Annotated in this window: 23 protein-coding genes and 2 pseudogenes; 12 read left to right on the top strand and 13 right to left on the bottom strand. The window is 68.1% G+C overall.

The window, feature by feature from the left end; all coding sequences use genetic code 11:
* Positions 1-502 precede the first annotated feature (502 nt).
* Both JOF29_RS19910 and JOF29_RS19905 read left to right on the top strand, forming a co-directional pair.
* Positions 503-1,492 (top strand): LLM class F420-dependent oxidoreductase, encoded by a 990-nt coding sequence (locus tag JOF29_RS19910; protein ID WP_209695660.1) that lies wholly within the window; start codon positions 503-505, stop codon positions 1,490-1,492.
* A gap of 615 nt (positions 1,493-2,107) precedes the next feature.
* A pseudogene (locus tag JOF29_RS19905) lies at positions 2,108-2,911 on the top strand (IS1634 family transposase); the annotation flags it as partial.
* 6 nt (positions 2,912-2,917) lie between these two features.
* Here JOF29_RS19905 and JOF29_RS19895 read toward each other — a convergent pair.
* The 8 genes from JOF29_RS19895 to JOF29_RS19860 all read right to left on the bottom strand — a co-directional run bounded on the left by JOF29_RS19895 (position 2,918) and on the right by JOF29_RS19860 (position 7,650).
* Positions 2,918-3,076 (bottom strand): hypothetical protein, encoded by a 159-nt coding sequence (locus JOF29_RS19895; protein WP_209695657.1) that lies wholly within the window; start codon positions 3,074-3,076, stop codon positions 2,918-2,920.
* Positions 3,077-3,160: 84 nt separating this feature from the next.
* Complete coding sequence (locus JOF29_RS19890) at positions 3,161-3,625, bottom strand: hypothetical protein (RefSeq protein ID WP_209695656.1); 465 nt, start codon at positions 3,623-3,625, stop codon at positions 3,161-3,163.
* A gap of 210 nt (positions 3,626-3,835) precedes the next feature.
* Entirely contained in the window at positions 3,836-4,252 is a 417-nt protein-coding gene (locus JOF29_RS19885) for a hypothetical protein (RefSeq protein WP_209695655.1), read from the bottom strand.
* 198 nt (positions 4,253-4,450) lie between these two features.
* A complete protein-coding gene (locus JOF29_RS19880; RefSeq protein ID WP_209695654.1) occupies positions 4,451-5,215 on the bottom strand; it encodes a PIN domain-containing protein in 765 nt (254 codons plus the stop codon).
* The gene (locus tag JOF29_RS19875; RefSeq protein WP_209695653.1) at positions 5,212-5,628 is read right to left on the bottom strand and encodes a hypothetical protein; all 417 of its coding nucleotides are present in this window, start codon (positions 5,626-5,628) and stop codon (positions 5,212-5,214) included. Before JOF29_RS19875 ends, JOF29_RS19880 begins: the two co-directional genes overlap by 4 nt.
* Positions 5,629-6,039: 411 nt before the next feature.
* Positions 6,040-6,195: a hypothetical protein gene (locus tag JOF29_RS19870; RefSeq protein ID WP_209695652.1), complete on the bottom strand. Its 156-nt coding sequence runs from the start codon at positions 6,193-6,195 to the stop codon at positions 6,040-6,042.
* A 69-nt stretch (positions 6,196-6,264) separates the two neighbouring features.
* Complete coding sequence (locus JOF29_RS19865) at positions 6,265-6,621, bottom strand: hypothetical protein (protein ID WP_209695651.1); 357 nt, start codon at positions 6,619-6,621, stop codon at positions 6,265-6,267.
* Positions 6,622-7,023: 402 nt separating this feature from the next.
* On the bottom strand, positions 7,024-7,650 hold the full coding sequence (locus JOF29_RS19860; protein WP_209695650.1) for a hypothetical protein: 627 nt from the start codon (positions 7,648-7,650) through the stop codon (positions 7,024-7,026).
* Between the two features lie 213 nt (positions 7,651-7,863).
* Between JOF29_RS19860 and JOF29_RS19855 the strand changes: the two are divergent.
* Positions 7,864-7,992, top strand: a pseudogene (locus JOF29_RS19855) (isoprenyl transferase); the annotation flags it as partial.
* Between the two features lie 110 nt (positions 7,993-8,102).
* Here JOF29_RS19855 and JOF29_RS19850 read toward each other — a convergent pair.
* Entirely contained in the window at positions 8,103-8,870 is a 768-nt protein-coding gene (locus JOF29_RS19850) for an ABC transporter ATP-binding protein (protein ID WP_209695648.1), read from the bottom strand.
* 108 nt (positions 8,871-8,978) lie between these two features.
* Between JOF29_RS19850 and JOF29_RS19845 the strand changes: the two genes are divergently transcribed.
* The 4 genes from JOF29_RS19845 to JOF29_RS19830 are packed head-to-tail and all read left to right on the top strand — an operon-like array spanning position 8,979 to position 11,726.
* Complete coding sequence (locus JOF29_RS19845; protein WP_209695647.1) at positions 8,979-10,253, top strand: sensor histidine kinase; 1,275 nt, start codon at positions 8,979-8,981, stop codon at positions 10,251-10,253.
* Positions 10,235-10,888, top strand: coding sequence for a LuxR C-terminal-related transcriptional regulator (locus JOF29_RS19840; protein WP_307863480.1), 654 nt, complete (start codon positions 10,235-10,237; stop codon positions 10,886-10,888). The genes JOF29_RS19845 and JOF29_RS19840 overlap by 19 nt, the downstream gene beginning before the upstream one ends.
* Before the next feature lie 2 nt (positions 10,889-10,890).
* Positions 10,891-11,295, top strand: a complete 405-nt coding sequence (locus JOF29_RS19835; RefSeq protein WP_209695646.1) for a CoA-binding protein — start codon at positions 10,891-10,893, stop codon at positions 11,293-11,295.
* Positions 11,296-11,303: 8 nt separating this feature from the next.
* Positions 11,304-11,726, top strand: coding sequence for a TIGR03667 family PPOX class F420-dependent oxidoreductase (locus tag JOF29_RS19830; protein ID WP_209695645.1), 423 nt, complete (start codon positions 11,304-11,306; stop codon positions 11,724-11,726).
* Here JOF29_RS19830 and JOF29_RS19825 read toward each other — a convergent pair.
* Genes JOF29_RS19825 through JOF29_RS19815 form a run of 3 tightly spaced genes read right to left on the bottom strand, consistent with a single transcriptional unit; the run spans position 11,723 to position 14,770 of the window.
* Entirely contained in the window at positions 11,723-11,971 is a 249-nt protein-coding gene (locus JOF29_RS19825; protein WP_209695644.1) for a DUF2630 family protein, read from the bottom strand. The two genes, JOF29_RS19830 and JOF29_RS19825, sit on opposite strands and share 4 nt — an antisense overlap.
* A 41-nt stretch (positions 11,972-12,012) precedes the next feature.
* Entirely contained in the window at positions 12,013-13,713 is a 1,701-nt protein-coding gene (locus JOF29_RS19820) for an AMP-binding protein (RefSeq protein WP_209695643.1), read from the bottom strand.
* Between the two features lie 10 nt (positions 13,714-13,723).
* The gene (locus tag JOF29_RS19815; RefSeq protein ID WP_245357679.1) at positions 13,724-14,770 is read right to left on the bottom strand and encodes an ArsB/NhaD family transporter; all 1,047 of its coding nucleotides are present in this window, start codon (positions 14,768-14,770) and stop codon (positions 13,724-13,726) included.
* Positions 14,771-14,930: 160 nt separating this feature from the next.
* On the opposite strand from JOF29_RS19815, the gene JOF29_RS19810 reads away from it, so the two are divergent.
* Positions 14,931-17,630 carry a bifunctional acetate--CoA ligase family protein/GNAT family N-acetyltransferase gene (locus JOF29_RS19810; protein WP_209695641.1) on the top strand — a complete coding sequence of 900 codons (2,700 nt, stop codon included), beginning with the start codon at positions 14,931-14,933 and terminating at the stop codon, positions 17,628-17,630.
* Here JOF29_RS19810 and JOF29_RS19805 read toward each other — a convergent pair.
* Positions 17,623-18,135: a DUF2087 domain-containing protein gene (locus tag JOF29_RS19805; RefSeq protein WP_209695640.1), complete on the bottom strand. Its 513-nt coding sequence runs from the start codon at positions 18,133-18,135 to the stop codon at positions 17,623-17,625. The two genes, JOF29_RS19810 and JOF29_RS19805, sit on opposite strands and share 8 nt — an antisense overlap.
* A gap of 46 nt (positions 18,136-18,181) precedes the next feature.
* On the opposite strand from JOF29_RS19805, the gene JOF29_RS19800 reads away from it, so the two are divergent.
* The 4 genes from JOF29_RS19800 to JOF29_RS19785 all read left to right on the top strand — a co-directional run bounded on the left by JOF29_RS19800 (position 18,182) and on the right by JOF29_RS19785 (position 22,387).
* Entirely contained in the window at positions 18,182-19,222 is a 1,041-nt protein-coding gene (locus JOF29_RS19800) for a P1 family peptidase (RefSeq protein ID WP_209695639.1), read from the top strand.
* Between the two features lie 96 nt (positions 19,223-19,318).
* Positions 19,319-20,062 carry an ABC transporter ATP-binding protein gene (locus JOF29_RS19795; protein WP_209695638.1) on the top strand — a complete coding sequence of 248 codons (744 nt, stop codon included), beginning with the start codon at positions 19,319-19,321 and terminating at the stop codon, positions 20,060-20,062.
* Positions 20,059-21,705 (top strand): FtsX-like permease family protein, encoded by a 1,647-nt coding sequence (locus JOF29_RS19790; RefSeq protein ID WP_209695637.1) that lies wholly within the window; start codon positions 20,059-20,061, stop codon positions 21,703-21,705. Before JOF29_RS19795 ends, JOF29_RS19790 begins: the two co-directional genes overlap by 4 nt.
* A gap of 67 nt (positions 21,706-21,772) precedes the next feature.
* Positions 21,773-22,387, top strand: coding sequence for a DUF5998 family protein (locus JOF29_RS19785; protein WP_209695636.1), 615 nt, complete (start codon positions 21,773-21,775; stop codon positions 22,385-22,387).
* Position 22,388: the final 1 nt, after the last annotated feature.

Raw genomic sequence — 22,388 nt, 5'->3', positions numbered from 1 at the left:
CGGCTCCGGCGAAGTTGCAGGCGCCCCGCCGCGACGTGAAACCGCAGCGCGGACGGTCGGGCTCGCTGAGGGACGAGAGCGCGTTGATGGGTTGCGCCGCCGGAGGCAGCTGAAACCTGACTCTTATCACCGAGACGGAGTCGGCGTGGCTGTGACCTGCGGGTTTGCGTGCCGGGGCTGTGGATTTGCGCACTGATCTGGTCGTCCCAGTCGTAGACCGAGGTGCCCAGGCAGATCCGGCTCGACCCCCAGGGCTTGCAACTGTTCGGTCTGCACGATCACGTCCTGCTCGTCGTGGAGCAGCGCGCGTAGGTGATTTTGTAGCAGTCGGTGCCCCGGAAGCCACGCATTGCGCGGCTCTCATAGCTCGCGACGAAGGGAACTCGTCGCAGTTGTCACCGTGCCGAGTCCGTTGCGTTGTGTGCCCAAGGGGGTCGCGAGGTGTATTGCGCCGAATTGATCATCACCGCGGACGCACCCCAGGCAGCACTATGATCTGCCCATGCGATTTGGACTCTTCATGCCGCAGGGCTGGAAGCTTGACCTGGTCGGGATCGAGCCGAGCGAGCACTGGCGGACGATGCTGGATCTGGCCAGGTACGCCGAGGCCGAGCCTTTCGAGTCGATCTGGGTCTACGACCACTTCCACACCGTGCCGGTGCCCACCGAGGAGGCGACGCACGAGGCGTGGTCGCTGATGGCTGCCTTTGCCGCGGCGACCAGCCGGGTGCGGCTGGGCCAGATGTGTACGTCCATGGGTTACCGCAACCCGGCGTACCTGGCCAAGGTTGCGTCCACGGTCGACATCATTTCCGGTGGCCGGGTGGAGATGGGGATCGGTGCCGGCTGGTACGAGCACGAGTGGCGGGCCTACGGCTATGGCTTCCCGCGTGCTGGCGAGCGGCTCGGCAGGCTGGACGAGGGCGTGCAGATCATGCGCCAGCTATGGAATACCGGCACCGCGACGCTGGAGGGCAAGTACTACCAGGTCGACGGCGCGATCAGCCGTCCGCTGCCGCTGCAGGAGGGTGGCATCCCGGTCTGGATCGCCGGTGGGGGTGAGCAGAAGACGCTGCGAATCGCGGCGAAGTACGCCAACTACACCAACTTCGACAGCGACCCGGAGGGTTTCCAGCACAAGTCGGAGGTTCTGGCCGGGCACTGCCGTGAGGTGGGTACCGATTTCGACGCGATCGTCCGGTCGGCCAACTACAACATCATGATCGGCGAGACGGAGAAGGACGTCCAGGACCGGCTGGCCTGGGTCCACGCACAGTACGAGCCGCTGGTCCCGGCCGACAAACTGGCTGATTTCGACCACCTGTACGCCTCTGGGCTGCTGGTCGGCACGCCAGAGCAGATCGTGGAACGCCTGACCCACATGAAGAGTCTTGGTATGAAGTACACGATCCTGCACTTTATCGAGTCGGCCTACGACCGGTCCGGCATCGACTTGTTCGTCAAGTCGGTGATGCCGGAATTGATCGACTGAGTCCCTCGGCGCCGGAATCGAGTGTCGCAGTCTGGTGTCACTCGATTGGTTGCGCCGGTCCCCGTCGCTGTTCACAACGGATTGTGAGGACTGGTCAGTTGGGAGGAACTGACCATGTATAGATCATGCGCTGAATACCCGCCGCACGGCCGACGCTGCCCCGGCCACGCTGATCCGGCCCGGCGCCAACACGCCCAGATCCGGCAACGCATCAGCTGCTACGACCGAGCCGCGGCCGAGGCAGGCGACTGCGCCGCAGTCGAGAAGTATGTGGCGCTGCTTGACCGCGACAGCTCGTCTCTCGGCGGCCCGCTCCACCCGATGTCGTCACCAGGCACGCGATGTAGCCGTCAGGGTCACGTTCATCCCGTAGATCAGTTTCCGCACGATGCCAGCCTTCGCGCGAACGCGTACGCGGCCGGCAGGCAGACCACCGCGGAGGCGTGAATCGGTCTCCGGCGTCAGGCGCGGCGCCGGGAACTCATCGGTGCGCGACCTGAGCCCGCACATCAATCGGCTCGTGGGTCGGGGTCGTGGCGTACGCGCGGACCGTGAAGACCGCGTCAGAAGCGACGGCGGTCCAGGCCTTGTGGTCGTCTCGGCGGCTTCGGTCAGGCTGCCGGTGGGGACGAGGTGTTCCGGCAACTGGTGCTTGGTGCGGATCATCGAGCCGACCAGCAAGCGAGACAGCCTGCGGGTACTGGAGGAGGTCGGTGTCGGTGCGGCGTCGTATCCCACGCTGAACCGCCGCTGCCGGTCTATGCCCAGGAGTCTTGGCGCCGGAGCCTCCTTCATGGCAGCTCACGGTCTGCGGGACGTGGCGGTGGTCGCGGATGCGGGAATGATCTCGGATGCCAACCAGGCTGCGATCGAGGACGTTCCCGATGGGCATGCGTTCACCCAGCTTTGGCCGGCCTCACAGGTCGGGGAGGACCGAGGCCGCTGGGACAAGGCTATCTGCTACCAGTACCGGGCCGACCGGGCTCGACGCACGCTGCTTGGGATCGACGAACAGGTCGCCAAGGCCGAGAACGCCGTTGCTGGGAAGGCCGCGGTGAGGGCTGCACCACCAACATCGACAACCTCACGTCTGACTTCGTGATCGGTGCCTACCACCAGCTATGGCGCATCGAGAAGAGCTTCCGGATGTCCAAGCACAACCTCAAGGCGCGGCCGATCTACCACCACAGACGCGAATCCATCGACGCCCACATCACCATCGTGTTCGCCGCACTGGCCATCACCCGATTCATCGAGGACCGCACCGGCTGGTCGATCAAAATGTTCGTCACCACCGCACGCCGCTGCCGCACCGTCCAGATCCGCGCAGGCCAACAACTCCCGACCGCCGAACTACCCACCGACCGACGCGACGCCCTCGCACAGATCACCCTGACCGGACCGTGCGCACTAAATTGATAAGACTCAGGTCGGCTGGGGGCGATGCTGGAAGGTACGGCGGCCTCGACTCTCGTCGTGGTCGCACTTAGCGCGATTGGATTCGTCGAGCGCGCGGGCGGTCGGGCTCGCATGGTCCGCACCACCAGCAGCTACCAGCTTCAGCCGCCCGCCGCCGTCACTCACCTCTCCGCTCTCCTCAGAACCTGGCTCCGAGACCGCTCGAGGCTCGTCACACAGCCTGTTGCGGTTCTGTCGAGCTGGAGCGGGTCACTTGCCCTGCTCGGTGTCCTTGGCCTTCTCGGCGCTCTGCCCACCCGCGGACTTCCGCACCTCCGGCGCCGTCTCCGGAGCTTGCGCCGCCGCAGGCCGAGCCACCCCTTCAAACGCCGTGTACTGAGCAGCCCCTCGCTGGTTGGCAGCCAGCACCGGCGAAGTCCCGCGCTGCCCCTCCGGCACAACCGCGTTCAACTCCTGCGCAAACCCCCGAAGCTCCTGCCCCTCAGCCATCACGTCAATCAACGCCGCCATCATCTTCGGCTCCCGCCGATTGCGATCGAGCATGGCGTTCAGGCCCTCCTGCACCCGTCCCGGATCCTCCTCGAGTTTCCGATTCAGGAACTGGTTCAGGTTCTCGACGCGCATCGCGTTCGGCCCCGACGTCGGCGGATCGAAGTCCTTCAGATTGTCGGTGACCAGTACATCCGACTCACTGTGCACGGCGCCCGCCAGCACGTGCTTGTTCTTAGGATCCGCCTGCATCTGATCCTGCAGGGCCTGCGGTTGTTACGGCGCATCTCGTCGATCACGTGCCGCGTCCAGCGCGGTTCGAAGACCCGGCGGCTCGCCAGCGACAACAGACATCCGTTGTCTGCTGGCCACGTATCGCATTGGCATCGAGGAAGGCGGTTTCGACACGATCGGTGTAGGCCTGCCGGGTGGATTTCATGACTGGCCGTCGTCATCCATCGGGTCGCCGCCGAGCAGTTCGTCCATCGCCGCCTGCTGCTCCGCGGAGCGCTTGTTCTCCCAATCGAGGACGTCGGCCAGCCGCACCCAATCGACGTACTGCGTAGACCTGAAGGGAATGGCGCCCTCGCTGACATAGGCGCGGAAGTCGTCACACCGCATTCCGATGGCGTCCGCCGCCTCATCGATCGGCAACTCAGGCCGCAATGGGCTGATTTTGACCGCTCGCCCGGCGCGCATCGCCTCCAGCACGTGCTGAATCACTTCACACAAAACCGGCGAAATGTCCTCCCGCCTCCCTCCGGGCCCGATCACAGCCGGCCCGTCCGGCGCCGTGCGCCGGTCATCCTCGTCCAACAGGTAGATGCGCGAGTCAGTCGTAGGCCGAAACATAAGTCCAAGTTAGTCGCTGAAGCCCGCGCATCCGTGGCAGGTCTGGCGCTTCTGTGGACAACTCCCAAGTCCTGGCAGGGCGACTGAGCCTCGCCCGCACTGGGCCGCGACGTCCCGGTCTGCTCGGTGGTCTCCCGTCCCCGCCACCGTCACGCACCTCACCGGCGACTGGCATACCGCGTGCATCTGGTTGGGCGATCACTTCTCCTGCTCGGCGTCCCTGGCCCGCTGCGTCCCCTTCGACCCGCCATCCTTCCTCGCCGCTGGAGCCGCCGACGGAGCCTCAGGCGAACCAGGCTCAGCCACCCCCTCGAGCGCGGTGTACCGAGCATTCCCACGCTGGTTGGCGGCCAGCACCGGCGACGTCCCCCGCTGCTCCGGCGGCACCATGGTGTTCAGCTTCTGGGCAAACCCACGAAGCTCTTGTCCCTCGGCCATGACATCGATAAGAGCCGCCATCGTCCGCGGCTCCCGCCGGTGTCGACTCACCATGTTCTGCAGCCCGGACTGCACGCGCTCGGGCTCTTCTTCGAGCTTTCGGATGAGGAACTGGTTCAAGTTCTCGACCCGCATCGCGTTCGGACCCGACGTCGGCGGGTTGAAGTCTTTCAGATTGTCCGTGACCAGCACCGATGACCGACTTTGCACGGCACCAGCCAGCACGTGTTTGTCCTTGGGATCGGCGTCCATCTGATCCTGCAGTTCCTGGGGTGGTGCCTCGACCACGGCATCAGGGAAGGCTTTGTTCATCGTTCGGATACGCCGGTCGATGTCGGCCTCGGACAGCCCGGGAGGCCGATTCCGGCGCATCTCGTCAATCACCTTCTGTGTCCACTGTGGCTCGTAGACACCCTCGGCGGCTACGGATAGCAGGACGTCGGTCGTCTGCTGGCCGCGGATGACGTTCGCGTCCAGGAACGCGCGCTCCGGGCTCGTGTCTTCGGGCCCTCCGGCCTCGATCATGACGGATGCTCATCATTGTCAGGCTCATCTGCCCAGTACTCGTCAAGTACGGCGCGGCGCGCTGCTCGTCGGCTGTTGTCCCAGGTCATGACATCAGCCAGCCGTACCCAATCGACGGACTCCGTCGACCGGAAGGGAATTTCACCTGCGCCGACATGCTTGCGAAGCACATCGCGGGCGACGGCGACCGCATCCGCCGCCTCGTCGATGGGCAGCTCCGTCCGTAGCGGGCTGACCTTGACCGCGCGACCGGCCTGCATGGCCTCGAGCACATGTCGCAGGACCCGGTAGACCGCCGGCGGGATATCTTCCCGTACGCCGTCCGGTCCGATGACGGCAGGTCCTCCAGGAACAATTCGTCGATCGTCCTCCTCGAGCAGGTATATCCGGGCGTCAGTCGTAGGCCGAAACATGCAGTAAATGCTAGTCACTCATGGCCCCACCCACATCTCGACGTTGTGGATAACTCCTCAGACTCTGTGCTGGCGCGGTCCACCGGAGATATCGGAGCTCAGCAGTGGTGATGTCAGCCTGTCCGCAGCGGTGCATCCAGGAGTGGATGGCGAGCTGGGGACAGGGGCCGAGCGCATCGTGGGCGAGTAGGAGGGAGAACTGGCGGGCTGGTCGGCTTCGGGGAGCCGTGGCACGGGTTCATGACTAGCGTGCTGAACACAGCGACGGCGGCGAGTAGCGGCCGAGCAGCCCACGGAACCGGGCCCGACGTCGAGTACCAATGCTCTGAGTGCGCCCGACGGACGGCGTCGGACGCTCAGCGGAACGTCCGACCTCCCAGACCACCGGCTACCAAAGATCAGGTCTTCCTGTCAGCATCCGGAGCTGGTGGTGGTCTGCCCGCCCTTGGGATCGACGAGCACAGGAACCGCTTCACCGATACGCAGTTGGGTGGTGGTCTGCTGCGTTATGGAAATCTGACCGTTATCAGCAATTGTGCTCTGCCAGGTGATATCCCATTGTGCCACCGCGGTTACCGGGTGCTTACAGTTGGGAAGTTTGTGTGACGTCTTGCCGTAGCGGTGCCCGCAAGTAGGTTAGTTCTTCACTCCCATAGCCTTGGTGTATGCAGTACCCGGCCCTTCGCAACGCACTTTACTGCCGTCGCCCATCGACCAGTCGATTGCCTTGACCTGAGCCGTAGCCGTCACCGAAACCCCCGGCACACTTGCGCTCCGAACAATCGGTCCCCAGGTGTTCTCGGTCTTGGTCACCCACAACCAGACCGGCATGTTCACCAAACCAATTTGCTCAGCACTGGGAGCCGTCTTGATCAGCGGTGGTGCAAGCCGCATGTCTGCGATCGCCTGATACGCCAGCGTGACCGGATCAACGACGACTGTGTCGGGCTTGCCTGGTATCCACACCCACCTGGTGACGAGGTGTTTGCCCAAGTCGTATCCCTGTTCGCGGACACAGGCCCAGACCTTCCCATCTGTGCGCCCCTTCCAAACGGGATCGGTGAATGGAGGCTGCGGATCAACACTGTGCAGGTAGCACTGCTGGCTGTTCGACCAGTTTCCTAGCTTGGATGTACAGGGCCTGCGCCGATCCGTGGAAGTTGCATACGGACTTTACGTGCTTTCCGCCGTCCCCGGCCTGCCCAGGTTCCGCAGATTTCCCGGGATCATTGATCTGCGATCGGGGAACGAACTGGCACCCGACCGGGGTACAGACCTTCACTAATTCGGGGTTTGCCGTAGGCGTTGGAGTCGCCATTGGAACGGCACCGGCAGGTGAGGTTACGGCGCAGAAGACAAACGTCGATGCAGCAATGAGCCGACATGCGATGCGTGTTAACATGATTTTGATGTCTTCTCATCAACAACGAACCACATCTTCTTCCCTGTTTGGTTGCTCTGTGCGTAAACAAGTCGCGATTCGAACTGATGACGAGTGCCGTCGTTGGATACGACCGGCACGGGCTTGCTGTTGGACTGGTAACGCGATACGACCTGCGAGCTGTCGACGCATGCAGTGAGCCTGACCTCTGGTTGCACGAGCTTCATGTTTGCGGATCGAACGCTGAGCGACACGACCTTTGCCTTGCCGTCCTGATACCAACCATGTTCCACATGGAAGTCGAGTTGTGAGCCGAGCTCCAGAACCCACGAGCCGCCGTTTCCAGCAGCTTCCAAGTCTGACAGCTTGGCCTTCACCGGCTCGTTGAACGCCTTGTCGACTGCCGCCCTAGCTGCCACGTAGCGCGCCTTGGCGGCGGTGATCGCTGCTTGTTCTGCCTGAGTCCAAGCAGGCGTAGACGGCGCCGATGAAGACTTTGTCGGGCTTGGCGAGCCCGTAGTCGGCGAGCTCGGATTGGGCGTCGAGTTGGGCCGGCCGGCTTCGGGGGAGCCGTTGCAGGCGGTCAGCAGGAGGAGGGTGCTGAGCGTGGTGGCGGCTGCTAGGAGCGGTCGGCGGGGCATTCGGGGGCTCCGTTCTGGGTGGGGTGGGTTAAGGGTTGCATACGGAGGGTGTTCGGGCCTTGGGGTTGTCCACAGGTTGCAGGTTGTTGCAGGTGGGGCGGGAGACTGAGGGATATGTCGCCTATTGGTCGTCGTCGGCGGCGGTCGGGCGTTGGAGTCTCGGCGGGAGCCCGAGGTGGTGGTGGCGGCGCCGGAGGGGCGTCCTTCGGGGGCGTGCCGGAGGAGCTGGTTCCGCGGCAGGTGGCGATCGTGATGGGCGGGAACGGGCGGTGGGCCAAGCAGCGGGGGATGGTGCGGACCGAGGGGCATTGGGCGGGGAAGGCTCCGTTGCTCGATGTCATCTAGGGCAGGCTTCGCCGTCGACCTGCGTCCGGTAGTGCCTTCCGCGCGCCGCCGGAGGCGGCTGACAAGAACTGTCGCCTCGAAGCAGTGTCCTTTGTGGTTTGCGGGCGTTATCGCTGCAGTTCGTTCATGGCGGCGGCGATTTGGGGTGGGGTTGCGTGGTTGAGGTGGCCGGCCAGGAGGCCGTCGGAGAGGAAGAGGACTCGGTCGGCGTAGGCCGCTGAGGCTGGGTCGTGGGTGACCATCACCACGGTCTGGCCCGCGCGATCGGTTGCCTCGCGCAACAGTCTGAGGACCTGGCGGCTGGTGCCGCTGTCCAGCGCGCCGGTCGGCTCGTCGGCGAAGAACACTGACGGTTGGGTGATCAGTGCGCGCGCGATCGCCACCCGCTGCTGCTGACCGCCGGACAGTTCGGCGGGCCGGCGCTTGGCCTTGCCGTCGAGCCCGACCTGGTCGAGCACTCGCAGTACGTCGTTGCGCGCCGGACGGCGGCCGGTGAGCCGCACGGGGAGCGCGACGTTGTCGTACACGCTCAACGACGGCAGCAGGTTGTACGCCTGGAACACGAATCCCATCTCGGACCTGCGCAGCTTGGTCAGCTGTACCTCGTTGAGGCCGCGCAACGGGACGCCGTTCAGTACGACGTTCCCCGCGGTCGGCTGGTCGAGCCCAGCGGCGCACTGCAGCAGCGTGGACTTGCCGGAGCCCGACGGACCCATGACGGCGGTGAACGAGCCGCGCGCGAAGTGGTACGTGACACCCCGGAGCGCGTCGACCGCTCCGGCCTTGGAGCGGTACGTCTTGGTGATGCCGTCGAGCAGCAGGGCAGGCGGCGCGATCGGTGCGACGGAGGGGTAGGTCGGCGCGGTAGCGGTCATGCTGCCAGCCAACCGCCGTACGACGCTCCGAACGCTGGCCTGGAGGCGAGAGCGGTAGTAGCGCACGCGCTACCGCCGACCGCACGAGGCCAACATAGTCTTGACGCGGTGGAGAGTCCGAAGACGGTATGGGCGGCGCTCGCGTCGCCGCGGTACCTCATCTCGTCGTGGCCGTGGCGGTCGTACGCGTACCTGCTGTCGTCGGTGCCGATGGGGGTGCTGTCGCTCGGTGTCCTGGTCGGTCTTGCCGGACTGAGCGCGATCCTCAGCCCGATCGTGATCGGGATCCTGATGCTGATGGCGTTCCCGCTGATCGGAGCGTCGATCGGGTACGTCGAGCGCCGCCGGGCCGGGCTGATGCTGGTGGACGGGATCCCGAGCCCGCACGCGGCCCTGCCGGCCGGGCTGACGGCGAGGGCCCGGCTGCTGTTCCGGCGCCGGGAGCAGGCGTCGATGCGGGCGCTCGGGTACGGGTTCGTGCTCGGCGTCTTCGTCTGGCCGCTGAGCGCGCTGCTCGGCGGACTGAGCGCGGTCGTCCTCGGCATCACGCTCGCGACCCCGTTCATCGCCGGGCACGACGACGTGGCGATGTTCAGCTGGAAGCTGGACTCGTTCGGTGAAGGGCTGCTGTTCACGGTCCTGTTCGGCCCGCCGTTCTTCGCGGTCAGCTCGTACCTGCTCGGCGTTCTCGCCGGGGCCGAGGCGTCGCTCGCGAAGGCGATGCTCGGGCCGCGGCAGGAGGAACTGCAGCGGAACCTCGCCGCGCTCCGGCGCTCCCGGCTGGACCTGGTGGACGCGTTCGAGACCGAGCGCGCGCGGATCGAGCGGCACCTGCACGACGGCGTACAGCAGCGGCTGGTCGGGCTGACGATGACGCTCGGGCTGGCCGAGCTGGACCTGCCCGAGGGGGAGGGCCGGCGGCTGGTGGTGAAGGCCCACTCCGGGGCGGAAGCGGCGCTCGCTGATCTGCGGGCCGCGGTCCGCGGGATCCATCCGCGGGTGCTGGTCGATCACGGTCTGCAGGCAGCCGCGCGGGAGGTGGCCGACCGGATGCCGCTCCCGGTGACGCTGAACATCACGCTCCCGGACCGGCTCCCCACGCCGATCGAGGCAGCGGCGTACTTCGTGGTCAGCGAGACGCTGGCGAACGTCGCCAAGCACGCCCAGGCGACGACCTGCGAGCTGTCCGGCTGGGTGGACCGCGGGCGGCTGGTGATCACCGTGCAGGACGACGGGATCGGCGGCGCACAGATCGGTGCCGGGACCGGGCTGACGGGCCTGGTGACCCGGCTGGACGCGTTGGGCGGCACACTCGACGTCGACAGCCCACCCGGTGGGCCGACCCGACTGAGGATGGAGTGCCCGTGCCGACTCGGCGACTGACGATCGTGCTGGCGGAGGATTCGCTGCTGCTGCGGGAGGGGCTGGCGAGCATTCTCGATCGCGCCGGGCACGACGTGCGGGACTCGGTCGGGGACGCTGACACGCTGCTCGCGGTGGTACACAAGGACCCGCCGGACGTGGTGATCACCGACGTACGGATGCCGCCCGGGCACAGCGACGAGGGGCTGCGCGCGGCCGCCGCGATCCGGGCCGAGCTGCCCGCGATCGGGATCCTGGTGCTGTCGCAGTACGTCGCCGACGCGTACCTGTCGTCGTTGCTGGAGACAACGAGCGGCGGGATCGGGTACCTGCTGAAGGACCGGGTCGGGCATGTGGCCGAGTTCCTGGAGTCGCTGGACCGGGTCGCGGACGGGGGTACCGTGGTGGATCCGGAGGTGGTGCGGCAGTTGCTCGCGCGACGGCGGAACGACGGGCCGCTGGCGGCGCTGACACCGCGGGAGCTGGAGGTGCTCGCGCTGATGGCCGAGGGCCGGGTGAACGCGTCGATCGCGGAGCAGCTCGTGGTCAGCGAGGCCGCGGTCCGCAAGCACGTCGGCAACATCTTCGCGAAGCTGCGACTGGACGACGGGCTCGACCGGCGGGTGTCCGCGGTACTGACCTACCTGAGGGGCTGACGATGGACGAGGCGATCCGGAAGATCCTGGCCGACTGCGACACCTGGGCCGTGGTCGGCCTGTCGAACAACACCAGCCGTGCGGCGTACGGCGTGGCGCGTTTCCTGCAGGACCACGGGAAGCGGATCGTCCCGGTGCACCCGGCCGCGGAAACCGTCCACGGCGAGCAGGGATACCCGACGCTGGCCGAGATCCCGTTCCCGGTCGATTGCGTCGACGTGTTCGTACGGTCCGAGCTGGCCGGCGACATCGCGGACCAGGCGGTGGGAATCAATGCGAAGGCGGTGTGGTTCCAGCTCGACGTAGTGGATCAGGACGCCTATGCGCGAGCGACGGCGGCAGGCCTCACGATGGTGATGGACCACTGCCCCGCGATCGAGTGGCGTCGCCTCGGACCGACACCCTAAGGGGTTTGATGTTCTCGATCGACACGTCCACCGGTTTCGGCAAGCGCATCGCCCGGCAGCTCGAGGACGAACGGGTGGTCTGGCTGACCACCGTCGCGAAGTCCGGTACGCCGGCGCCGACACCGGTGTGGTTCCTCTGGTACGGCGACGAACTGCTGATCGGCAGCGAGCCCGGCAAGGCCAAGCTCCGCAACATCGCGGCGCACCCGCAGGTCGCCGTCAACTTCAACGCGACCCACACCGGCGGCGACGTCGGCGTGATCACCGGCACAGCCCGGATCGACCCCGAACCGCTCTCCGGCGAGGCCCTGGCGGCCTACAACACGAAGTACGCCGACGACATCGCCGGGCTCGGGATGACGCCGGACCAGTTCCACGCCGCGTACTCGGTGCTGGTCCGGCTCACCCCGGAGAAACTGCGTGGTTTCTAGTTGAGGTAACCCTCGACGGTATCGGAGGTGCGGGCCTGGGCGTCGTCCGGGTTCTCGCCGAACTCGCGCTTGGCGCGGCGCTGGCGGAGGAGGTCCCAGCACTGGTCCAGCTCGACCTCGAGGGCCCGGAGCCGGGCCTGCTCGTCGGCGTTGTCGACCTGCCCGGCCGCGTGCTTCGTACGGAGCTCGTGCTCCTCGGCCACCAACTCGTCGATGCGGCTGAAGATGCCCTTGTCGTCACTCATGGAGACACCGTACGCCCGTCCGGAACCGGTGCCCGGGACGGCTACTTGAAGTCGGCCTCGTCGTACGTCTGGCCGGCGTTTCCGCTGTCGACCTTGGCCGCCTCGTCCGCGCGCAGCTCGACGCGCCGGATCTTTCCGGAGATGGTCTTCGGCAGCTCCGCGAATTCCAGCCGCCGGATCCGCTTGTACGGCGCCAGGTGTTCGCGGCAGAAGGCCAGGATCTCCCCGGCCAGCTCCCGCGACGGCTCGTGCCCGGTCGCGAGTACGACGTACGCCTTGGGTACGGCGAGTCGCACCGGGTCCGGCGACGGTACGACGGCGGCCTCCGCGACGGCCGGGTGCTCGATCAGCACCGACTCCAGCTCGAACGGCGAGATCCGGTAGTCGCTGGCCTTGAACACGTCGTCGGAACGCCCGACGTAGGTGATGTAGCCGTCCGCGTCCCGGCTGGCGACGTCGCCGGTGTGGTAGTACCCGTTCCGCATGACCTCGGCGGTGAGCTCGTCGGCGTCCCGGTACCCGCGCATCAGCGGGACCGGCGGGGGAGCCAGCTCGATGCAGATCTCGCCGTCGTCGCCGATCTCGTCGGTGGACGGGTCGATCAGCGCGATCGTGTATCCGGGCAGCGGCCGGCCCATCGAGCCGAGCTTCACCGGCTGGCCCGGCGGGTTCCCGATCTGCGCGGTCGTCTCGGTCTGCCCGTACCCGTCCCGGATCGTGATGTCCCAGGCGTTCCGGACCTGGTCGATCACCTCGGGGTTCAGCGGCTCGCCGGCCGAGATGCACTCGCGGATCTTCACGTCCACCGCGGACAGGTCGGCCTGGATCAGCATCCGCCAGACTGTCGGCGGCGCGCAGAAGGTGGTCACGCCGTACGTCGCCAGCACCTCGAGCATCTGCGAGGCGTCGAAGCGCGTGTAGTTGTAGAGGAAGACCGTGGCGCCCGCGTTCCACGGGGCGAACACGTTGCTCCACGAGTGCTTGGCCCAGCCGGGGGACGAGACATTCAGGTGTACGTCGCCCGGCTGCAGGCCGATCCAGTACATCGTCGACAGGTGCCCGAGCGGGTAGCTGACCTGCGTGTGCTCGACCAGCTTCGGCTGACTCGTCGTACCGGAGGTGAAGTACAGCAGCAGCGAGTCGTCGGCGGCGGTGTCCACCTCGGGGACCGGGCCGTCGTACGACACCACATCGTCGTAGTGGAGCCAGCCCTCGGCCGGTGAGCCGACGGCGATGCGGATGCAGTGGTCCGCGATCCCGGCGTACCGTCCGGCGTCGGCTCCGCTGGTGACGACGGCGCGCACGTTGCCGCGGGAGATCCGATCCGCCAGGTCGGCGTCGGTGAGCAGCGTGGTCGCGGGGATCATCACCGCGCCGGCGCGGATGCAGCCGAGCATGGTCTCCCACAGCTCGACCTGGTTGCCGAGCACGATCAGCACCCGGTCGCCCGGCTTCAGGCCTGCCGCGGTCAGCCAGCCGGCCACCTTGCGGGAGCGCTCGGCCATCTCGGCGTACGTCCGCGAGTTGACCTCGCCGTCCTCCTCGACGATCGTCAGCGCGGCGACCTCGGGCTGCTCGACCGCCAGGGCGTCGAACCAGTCCCGGGCCCAGTTGAACCGCTCGAACTGCGGCCAGCTGAAGTCCCGGTACGCCGTCTCGTAGTCGTCCCGATGCGCCACCAGGAAGTCCCGCGCCGCCCGGAACTCCCGGGTGACCTCCGAAGTGCTCTGCTCCGTCGCCATGCAGCGCACACTACCCATTCAGGGCGAGGACGGCTCCTGTGACGACGAGTGGCGTCAGAATCAGTCCGCGCCACAGGAACGACCACCACGAGATCTGCACCCGGGCCGCGTCACAGCGCGCCCGCCAGAGGAGCGTGGCGAGCGAGCCCCACAGTGTCAGCAAGCAGCCGCAGTTCACGCCGATCAGCAGTGCGAGCATGCGGTGCGGGCTGTTCGAGGCGACCGGTTCCATCGCCAGGTACGCCGGGAGGTTGTCGAACAGGTTCGCCCCGACCGCAGCCGTCGCACTCAGCCGAAGCTCAGAAGTCGTCCCGGCTACGCGCCGCAGGACGTCCTCGAGCCCGTGTGAGCTCAGGAACCCCACCACGGTGAACAGCACGACAACGGTCACGACCAGCTTGACCGGGATCAGCGACCACTTGAGCGCGCTCCTTCGCCGTACGGCGAACAACCCGACCAGGACGAGCGCCCCGATGCTGGCCGGCCACGCCACCTGCACGCCGGACACGAAGGCCGGCCCGAGCAGCACGCACACTGCGGTGGCTCCCCAGAACAGCACCTTGTCCTCGACACCGGGAGTCGGCGGTACGTCGTACGTCCGCGGCAGGTCGCGGTGGAACAGCGCCGCGAGCACCAGCACCGTGATGACGATCGACGCGATCGCCGGACGCCAGCTGACCGACAGGTAGCTCACGCCCAGCTCCCGGAACGGCTGCACTGCCAGCAGGTTCGTGAGGTTGGACACCGGCAGCAGCAGGGACGCCGTACCGGCCAGCCAGACCGTGGTGAACGCGAACAGCTTCGGCGGGATGTTGAGCTGGCGGGCCATCGACAGCACGACAGGTGTCAGCAGGACCGCACACGTGTCCAGGGACAGCACGATCGTGAGGCCGGTGGCGAGCGCGACGACCAGCAGCCAGAGCCGCCAGACCCGGCCGCGGGCCAGGTGCGCCGCCTCTCGCGCTGCGACGTCGAACACCTTCGCCTGGTCCGCCAGCTCCGCGATGACGGTCACTGCGATCAGGAACACCAGAACCGGCGCGATCCGCTCGACCAAATTCCCGACCTCCGGTGTGGCTGTTTGAGTACGCTGTCTGAGTGACTCTATTGATGCCACGACTCCGTCGCGGCGGGTCATGGGGCTCGACCTCCCGGTCTTCCCTCGTCGCTCCGGTCGCTGCGCTCCCTGCGCTCCTCAGTCCAGACCGGGAGGCCCCATGACCGAGGGCCAGTATGACCACGCGTTGCCGGACGGCTATCCGGCGGAGTACGAGGCCGACGTCGTCCTGCGGGACGGTGCGACCGCGCACCTCCGGCCGATCACGCCGGCCGACGACCACCTGCTGGTGGCGTTCTACGCCCGTGTGTCCGAGCAGTCGAAGTACTACCGTTTCTTCGCGCCGTACCCGGAGCTGTCCGACCGGGACGTGGCGCGGTTCACGCAGGTCGACTACCACCAGCGGCTGGCGCTGATCGTCACGGTCGGTGACGAGATGATCGGCGTCGGGCGGTACGAGGGCACCGGCCGGAGTACGGCGGAGGTCGCGTTCCTGATCGAGGACGCGCACCAGGGCCGCGGGCTCGGGCAGCTGCTGCTCGAACACCTCGCGCAGGCCGCCCGGGAGAACGGGATCCACCGGTTCGTCGCCGAGGTGCTGCCGGACAACCGGAAGATGATCACGGTCTTCACCGAGGCCGGCTACAAGGTCGCCCGGGAGTTCGAGGACGGCGTGATCATGGTCGAGTTCGACATCGCGCCGACCGACACGTCGTTCGGCGTGATGCAGGCCCGTGAGCAGCGCTCCGAGGCGCTCTCGATCGCGCGGCTGCTCACGCCCGGAAGTGTCGCGGTGATCGGCGCGAGCCGGCGCGAGGGCACGATCGGCAACGCGCTGCTCCGGAACCTCCGAGACGGCGGATTCCCCGGCCGGCTGTACGCCGTCAACACCGACACCAAAGCGGACGAGATCGAGGGCGTCCCGGCGTACCCGACGATCCGCGAGGTCGAGGACACCGTCGATCTCGCGGTGGTCGCGGTCAAGGCGGAGATGGTCGCGGACGTGGTCCTGGACTGCGCGGCGAAGGGCGTCCGCGGGCTGGTCGTGGTGTCGAGCGGGTTCGCGGAGATCGGCGACGAGGGGCGGCAACGGCAGCGGTACCTGGTCGGGCTGGCCCGTTCGTACGGCATGCGGGTGATCGGGCCGAACGCTCTCGGGCTGATCAACACCGCGCCCGGGGTGTCGCTCAACGCCACCCTGTCACCGTTGATGCCGAGCAAGGGCCGGGTCGCGTTCTTCTGCCAGTCCGGCGCGCTCGGCGTACCGATCCTGGCCGACATGGTCGGACGTGGCCTGGGCCTGTCGAGCTTCGTCTCGGCGGGCAACCGGGCCGATGTCTCGGGCAACGACCTGATGCAGTACTGGTACTCCGACGAGGCCACCGAGGTCGTGCTGCTGTACCTCGAGTCGCTCGGCAACCCGCGCAAGTTCAGCCGGGTCGCGCGCCGGCTGGCCGGCCGTAAGCCGGTGGTCGCGCTGAAGTCCGGGCGCGCCACGCAGGGCGTGCCGGTCGGGCAGATGATCCGGCGCAGCCAGTTGCCGCCAGCAACCATCGAGGCGATGTTCCGGCAGAGCGGGCTGATCGGGGTGGACACCACCGGCGAGCTGTTCGACGTCGCCCAGCTGCTCGCGCACCAGCCGCTGCCGAAGGGCCGCCGGGTGGCGATCGTGTCGAACTCGGACGCCCTGACCCTGCTCGCGCTCGACACGATGGCGAGCTGCGGACTGGAGGTGGCGGGCGAGCCGCGGAACCTGCGCGCCGACGCGACCCCGTCCGACTTCGGGCTGGCGCTGTCGGAGGTGTTCTCCGACGACAAGGTGCACTCGGTCGTGGTGATCTATACGCCGCCGGTGCAGTCCAGCGGTGGCGAGATCGCACAGGTGCTCGCGGCCGCGGCCGCCGACTCGGACAAGCCGGTCGTATCGACGTTCCTCGCGTCCCGCAGCGTGCCCGAGGAGCTCCGGGTGCCGGACGAGGACGGGGGAGCGGCGCGCGGATCGATCCCGTCGTTCCTGAACCCGCAGTACGCCGTGGGCGCGCTGGCGAAGGCGACGCAGTACGCCGAATGGCGGCGCCGGTCGGACAGCCGGATCCCGGACCTGCCGGACATCGACACCGCCGGGGGAGAGGAGTTCGTCGCGGAGTTCCTCCAGCGGCACCCGTCCGGCGCGGACCTCGACGAGGCGGACCGACAGCGGCTCCTGAGCTTCTACGGGATCCCGGTGCTGCCGGCGTTCCCGGTGCTGAGTGCGGACGAGGCGGTGGCGCGGGCCGCGGACCTCGGGTTCGAGGTGATCCTGAAGGCGACCGCGGAGCAGTGGCGGATGCGCCCGGACCTGGCGGACATCTGGCGGCACATCCACGACGAGGAGGACATGCGGGCGGCCTGGGCGGAGATGACCCGGACGTTCGGGGTGGCGGCGGATCCGGGCCGGGCGCAGTTCGTCGTACAGAAGATGGCGCCGCCCGGCGTACCGGTGGTGATCTCGACGATCGAGGACGTGTCGTTCGGGCCGGTGGTGACGTTCGGGCTGTCCGGGGTGGCGACGGACCTGCTGGGGGATCGTTCGTACCGGATGCCGCCGCTGACGACGCGGGACGCCGCGGAGATGGTCCGCGAGGTGAAGGCCGCGCCGCTGCTGTACGGGTACCGCGGCTCGGACCCGGTGGACATCTCCGCGATCGAGGACCTGCTCCACCGGGTCTCCCGGCTGACCCTGGACCTCGAGGAGGTCGTCCGGCTGGACCTCCGCTCGGTCCTGGTCTCCGCCCAGGGCACCACGGTCCTCGACACCCGGGTCCGCATCGCCCCGAACGAGAAACCCCGCCAGGACACCCCCGCCCGTCGGCTCACGTAGTACGTGTGTAGACGCTGTTCTCTCGCTGCAGCAGGCGTGCGTCCACCAGCCCGCGCCGGAGTGCGGCGTGGTCCGGGTGCCAGCGGTTGAGCAGCTCGTTGAGCTCGGGCTCGGGGTACCCGCGACCGACCTCGAAGCTCTGCACGAGGTACTCCAGGACGACCTTGTACTTGTCCGGGAACGTCGGGAAGTGCGTCAGCCGACCGTCCCGGATGAAGGACTTCAGCACGTTGTCCCGGGCTGGATCCGGATCCAGCGGAACCCGCTCGGGCAGCTGCGCGCGTACGGCGTCCTTGAAAACCCCGGCGTCCGCCGTGAACCCCTCGCGGCTCGCCGTGATCAGCCCGCCCTTGGTCAACCGCTGCAGCGCCTTCGCCACGACCGGAGCGTCCAACCCGGTACTCCCGGCCACCTGCTCAGGAGTGGCGGCGCCGAGGACGATCGCGGAGTACGTCCGCAACCTCGACGGTTCGGCCAGCAGACCACACAATTGATCGGCGTTCATGCCTTTCACGCTAAGCAGCACCGCAACCCGATTTAGGATCATCGGTATGCAGCCTGGCCCGCACAACGCGATCACCGACGTCCCCGGAATCCACGTAGGTCAGGTCGAGCGCCTCGACCCGCCGTACCTGACCGGAACGACCGTCGTACACGTCCCACACACAGCGGTCGCAGCCGTCGACGTCCGCGGCGGCGCGCCCGGGACCCGCGAGACCGACCTGCTCTCGCCGGTGAACTCGAACGGCGGCGTGAACGCCATCGTCCTGACCGGCGGCAGCGCGTTCGGGCTCGACACGGCCGGCCCGGTGATGCGCTGGCTGGAGGAGCGCGGCCAGGGCGTCCGCGTCGGTCGGGGCGAGCACGACGTGGTGCCGATCGTCCCCACCGCGGTGATCTTCGACCTGGCCCGCGGCGGCGACTTCAAGGCCCGCCCGGAGCCGTCCTGGGGCGCCGACGCGATCGCCGCGGCCTCCGGCGGACCGGTTGCCCTGGGCAACCACGGCGCCGGGGCGGGTGCCCGGGCCGGCTCGCTGAAGGGCGGTGCCGGATCGGCCAGCGTGCGGCTCGACGACGGTACGACGGTCGGCGCGCTGGTGATCGTGAACGCGGCCGGCTCGACGATCGACGCCGACGGCACCCTGTACGGCGCCCGCCTCGGCCTCGGCGACGAGTTCGCCAACCTCAGCACCCCGACCGAGCCCCCACCGGCCGCGGGCAACCCCATCCCCGGTCCCTCGATGAATACCGTCATCGCGGTCGTCGCCACCGACGTACCGCTGGACAAGGCCGCGACCAAGCGGATGGCGATGATCGCGCACGACGGGCTGGCGCGCGCGATCGACCCGATCCACACGCTCGTCGACGGCGACAGCATCTTCGCCCTGTCCACCGCGACGGAAGGCCCGCGGCTGAGCGTCACCGACCCGGCCGCGCTCGGTCAGCTGGAGACCGTGTACGCCGCCGGCGCGCGGACGCTGACCCGGGCGATCGTGCACGCGATGCTCAACGCGGAGTCCGTGCAGACGCCGGACGGCGGCATCCCGAGCTACCGGGACGCGTTCCCGTCGGCGTTCCGGACTACGACCTGAGTCGTACGCCGGACCGCCGAAAGGCACCCGAAGGCGATCCGAAGACCGGACCGTGGTCCGACGTTCGCGGGCGGTGATCGCGAAAGGCTCCGGGGTATGAACTTCCAGAGTCCCCAGGTTGCGCCCCAGGTCGTGCTCAGTGGTCACGGCCTCGTCAAGTACTACGGCAGCGTCGTCGGCCTGGCCGGTGTGGACGTGGCCGTCCGCTCCGGTGAGGCGCTCGCGGTGATGGGCCCGAGCGGCAACGGCAAGACGACCCTGCTCCACGTGCTGGCCGGCATCCTCACGCCGGACCAGGGCGAGGTGTGGCTGGGCGGCGAACGGGTCGACCAGCTGAACGACGCGGCCCGGACGGTAATGCGCCGCCGGCGGCTCGGGTTCGTGTTCCAGGACAACCAGCTGCTCGCGGAGCTGCCCGCGGACGAGAACGTGGCGCTGCCGCTGATGGTCGACGGCCTGAGCCGGCGGGACGCGATCGCCCGGGCGCGGAACACGCTGTCCCAGGTCGGACTGGCTGCCGAGGTCGGCCGCCGCCCAGGTGAGCTGTCCGGCGGCCAGGCGCAGCGCGTCGCCATCGCCCGTGCGCTCGTCGGCGAGCCGCAGGTGGTGTTCGCCGACGAGCCGACCGGCGCGCTGGACGCGGCGACCGGCTCGCAGGTCATCGAGCTCCTGGTCGGCGCTGCCACGTACCGAGGCGCCGCAGTAGTAGTCGTAACCCACGACAACGCCGTAGCCGCCCGCTGCCACCGCTCCCTCACCATCGTCGACGGCCGAGTCGGCGACGGTGCACACCTCGTGCCGGCGCGGCCGGGGATGGATGGGTCGGGGGCCGTCCGATGAGCCCGATGACGGACCTCGGGCTGCGGTTCGTACGCCGGCCAGGCCCGGGCGGACGGGCTGCGAACCTGGCCGCGTTCGGCGCGACGGCCGTGGTGGCGCTGCTGGTGACGTTCCTGATCGCGGGGTCGCTGGGGCTGACGCATCGGTCCGACCGGATCGGGTGGCGGAGCGCGGACAAGGCCGACCCGGCGACCGCGGTCGGCATGCTCAACGTGAGTGACAACCAGACGGTGGACGGCCACCGTACGACGGTGCTCGACCTCGTGGTGCTGAAGCCGAACGAGCCCGCACCGCCGGGCCTCGACCACGCACCGAAGCCCGGCGAGGTCTACGTGTCGCCGGAGGTCGCCAACCACTGGTCGAGCCTCAGCAAGCAGTACGGCGTGGACAAACCGACAGGCATCATCAGCAGCAAGGGCCTGTCATCGCCGGAGGAGTTCGTCATCATCCACGGCGTCGACACGATCCCCGCAGCCGAACACCCGCAGTACCTGAGCAGCTGGAACGACAACGTCTGGGACAGCCGTATGCTCGGCCTGCTCATCGCGGTCGCGTTCGGCATCACCCTGGTGCTGTTCCCGATCCTCAGCCTCGTCGGACAGGCAGCAGGTGTCGCAGCCAAGCGCCGTGAACACCGGCTGGCCGCACTGCGTCTCGCAGGAGCTACACGCAGCCAGGTGCTCTGGCTGAGCGCTGTAGAGCAAGCCGTGCTCGGCCTTGCAGGTGCGGTGGTCGGGCTGGTCGGCTACACCGCCCTGAGCCCACTGATCGCGCAGATCCCGCTCGGCGGCGGCCGTTGGTACCTCGGCGACATCACCGTGCAGTGGTGGACCGTCCTGGTCGTACTGGTCGCAGTTCCGATCCTGTCCGTCATCAGCGCGCTCATCGGCCTCGGTCGCGTCAGCATCACGCCCCTGGGCGTCGTTCGCGGTCAGACCCGTAAGGGCGTCACCGCACTCCGTGCAGGTCTCTTGGTGGTCGGCCCGGCAATCCTTGGGTACTACGGGCTGCGTGGCGCGTTCCTGCCGCTGCTGTTCGGTGTGGGCTTCGCAGCCCTTGCTGTACGAGTGATCGGGCCGTGGGCGGTGCAATTGGTCGGTAAGGCGATGGCCAACAGCGCAAACCGGCCCGTGACGCTGCTGGCCGGCCGACGGCTCGTGGACGACCCCAAGGGTGCCTTCAGGCCCGTGGCTGCGCTGGTTTTGTCCGGGTTCGTGACTGGCTTCATCTCGGTGTTCATGCCGTCCGGCAACGACAACCCGAGCTTCCAGGACATGCGGATCGGCGTCGCGCTCCTGCTGTCCCTGGTGTTCCTGACGGTGGCTGCGTCCACGGCCGCCGGCGCAGTCGGTACGGCGCTGGACCAGGCGGCACCAGCCCGAGCGCTACGGCGTTCCGGCGTACCGCTGCAGGTGATCGAGCGGGCCGCCCGGCTCGCGGCCGTCGTACCTGTGCTCGGTGTAGGCCTGCCAGTGGTCGGGTTCGGGGCCCTGTGCGGGCTGGCGCTCAGCGGCGGGCGGGTGATCACGCAGGGGAGCTCAGGCCTCGTTCTGCTGCTCGGGCAGGTGATCGTGGGCCTCGTGCTGGTCGCGGTCGCGGGTGCCGCGGGCGCACCGGTGCTGCGGAAGGCAAGTGCGAACTGATCACGGTTGTCCACAGGCCCGGTGCAGGGTCGAACGCTCCGGCGCCCGATCGTGCGAGGATGAGGTCATGCGTGACCTGAATACACCGGAGCTCGCGGATGCGTCGGCGGACCTCCGCGACGCGATAGATCGGTGCGGCTACTACCCCGACGTGGTGACCGATTCGCTCGAGGTGGCGATCGCCGACGAGCCGATCCGGGCCTATGTCCTGCAGCACGAGCCGACGTTCGACCGCGACGAGGTCCGGCGGCACATCACGATCCTGGCGCTGACCCCGACCCGGCTGATCGTCGGGCACACCGACGAGCACGCCGCCGACGAGCTGATCCGCGCGCCGTACGCGTCGACCTCCACCGAGGCGATCCCGCTGCACCGGGTGAACGCCGTCGTGGTGAACCGCGTCGTGCCGAACCCGGCGGGCTACGCCACCGGCAAGGCCGACCCGGCGGTGGCCGGCAGCGGCGAGGTCGTGCTCACCATCGGCTGGGGCATGGTGAACCGGATCGACCTCGAGCCGGCCGTCTGCGCCGACCCGAACTGCGAGGCCGACCACGGCTACACCGGCTCGGTCGCGGCCGACGACATCTCGCTGCGGATCAGCGCCGCCGCGGACGGCCCGGCGGGGATCCAGCAGGTGCTCGAGTTCGCGAAGGCGCTCTCGTTCGCGACCAGCAGCAGGTAGC

It is taken from the genome of Kribbella aluminosa, from assembly GCF_017876295.1.
GTDB lineage: Bacteria > Actinomycetota > Actinomycetes > Propionibacteriales > Kribbellaceae > Kribbella > Kribbella aluminosa.
Note: the sequence above shows the minus strand (reverse complement) of the source record. Positions and strands in the feature narration are given on the sequence as shown.

Bases quoted from the DNA above. Each gene is read 5' to 3' on its own strand.
- JOF29_RS19910 (WP_209695660.1), top strand. From the start codon at position 503: ATGCGATTTGGACTCTTCATGCCGCAGGGCTGGAAGCTTGACCTGGTC.
- JOF29_RS19885 (WP_209695655.1), bottom strand. From the start codon at position 4,252: ATGTTTCGGCCTACGACTGACTCGCGCATCTACCTGTTGGACGAGGAT.
- JOF29_RS19880 (WP_209695654.1), bottom strand. From the start codon at position 5,215: ATGATCGAGGCCGGAGGGCCCGAAGACACGAGCCCGGAGCGCGCGTTC.
- JOF29_RS19875 (WP_209695653.1), bottom strand. From the start codon at position 5,628: ATGTTTCGGCCTACGACTGACGCCCGGATATACCTGCTCGAGGAGGAC.
- JOF29_RS19860 (WP_209695650.1), bottom strand. From the start codon at position 7,650: ATGCCCCGCCGACCGCTCCTAGCAGCCGCCACCACGCTCAGCACCCTC.
- JOF29_RS19850 (WP_209695648.1), bottom strand. From the start codon at position 8,870: ATGACCGCTACCGCGCCGACCTACCCCTCCGTCGCACCGATCGCGCCG.
- JOF29_RS19835 (WP_209695646.1), top strand. From the start codon at position 10,891: ATGGACGAGGCGATCCGGAAGATCCTGGCCGACTGCGACACCTGGGCC.
- JOF29_RS19830 (WP_209695645.1), top strand. From the start codon at position 11,304: ATGTTCTCGATCGACACGTCCACCGGTTTCGGCAAGCGCATCGCCCGG.
- JOF29_RS19825 (WP_209695644.1), bottom strand. From the start codon at position 11,971: ATGAGTGACGACAAGGGCATCTTCAGCCGCATCGACGAGTTGGTGGCC.
- JOF29_RS19820 (WP_209695643.1), bottom strand. From the start codon at position 13,713: ATGGCGACGGAGCAGAGCACTTCGGAGGTCACCCGGGAGTTCCGGGCG.
- JOF29_RS19810 (WP_209695641.1), top strand. From the start codon at position 14,931: ATGACCGAGGGCCAGTATGACCACGCGTTGCCGGACGGCTATCCGGCG.
- JOF29_RS19805 (WP_209695640.1), bottom strand. From the start codon at position 18,135: ATGAACGCCGATCAATTGTGTGGTCTGCTGGCCGAACCGTCGAGGTTG.
- JOF29_RS19800 (WP_209695639.1), top strand. From the start codon at position 18,182: ATGCAGCCTGGCCCGCACAACGCGATCACCGACGTCCCCGGAATCCAC.
- JOF29_RS19795 (WP_209695638.1), top strand. From the start codon at position 19,319: ATGAACTTCCAGAGTCCCCAGGTTGCGCCCCAGGTCGTGCTCAGTGGT.
- JOF29_RS19790 (WP_209695637.1), top strand. From the start codon at position 20,059: ATGAGCCCGATGACGGACCTCGGGCTGCGGTTCGTACGCCGGCCAGGC.
- JOF29_RS19785 (WP_209695636.1), top strand. From the start codon at position 21,773: ATGCGTGACCTGAATACACCGGAGCTCGCGGATGCGTCGGCGGACCTC.